We start from the raw sequence: 822 nt of genomic DNA, 5'->3' as shown, positions 1-822 counted from the left end.
TTTCGGAACCATACTCCGAGAGGGTCGTCTGTCGGGGTTGCCGACTCGCCTCCCGGCGTTCCGTGGCCCTGTCACTGGGGCTCCCATTCCGTGGCGTGTCATCGCGCTCCGGTTTCCAGGGAACGCTCTCACCCCACGGATCGACGCGGCGAGCGATGTTCGCCGCGGCGTTGATATCGGCCTGGAACGTCGAAATGTGACACTCGTCGTTCGTACACCGGAACTCGGCCTGTTCGTCACGGCGGCCGATGTGACCGCACGCGTGGCACGTCTGTGAGGTGTACGCCGGCTGAACGTACTCGACCGGGATTCCAGCCTCGAGTGCCTTGTCCTCGATTCGGCCTTGCAGTCGGGCAAACGCCCATGCGTGAAGCCGCCGATTCATGTACGCGCCGTAATCCAGTCGCTCGCGGATGTACGACAGGTCCTCGAGCACGATCACCGGGTCGTCGAACTGCCGGGCGTACTCGACGACTTCCCGCGACGCTTTCTCGACGATATCCGTGAGCGCGTTCTGGTAGTGGTCGAACCGCTCATCGAGTCGCCACTCGGCGGCGTCGCGCTCTTGCAGGCGTTTCAGCGTCGTGTGCATCTCCTTGCGGAGGTGTCGCGCCCGGCCGCCGTCGATCAACAGCGGCGTCGTCGGTGTGTCGCGTTTGAGGGCACAGCCCGTAATCAGCGCACTTTCACCGATATCGAAGCCGACGTACGTCGGATCGTCACTCGCGTCGGGTTCCTTGATCGTGTACTCGATGGTGACGTGCAAGGTCCACGTCCGGCGGTTCTGGAACAGCCGGAACTCACCGACCGAAGCCTCACCTT

At 63.4% G+C, this 822-nt stretch carries 1 protein-coding gene; it reads right to left on the bottom strand.

The window, feature by feature from the left end; all coding sequences use genetic code 11:
• The coding region (locus ACERIM_RS19450; protein WP_373633839.1) for an RNA-guided endonuclease TnpB family protein at window positions 1-822 on the bottom strand (822 nt) is incomplete at both ends.

It is taken from the genome of Natrinema sp. H-ect1, from assembly GCF_041821105.1.
GTDB lineage: Archaea > Halobacteriota > Halobacteria > Halobacteriales > Natrialbaceae > Natrinema > Natrinema thermotolerans.
The sequence above is the reverse complement of the archived record's forward strand: the minus strand, read 5'-3'. Positions and strand labels throughout refer to the sequence as shown.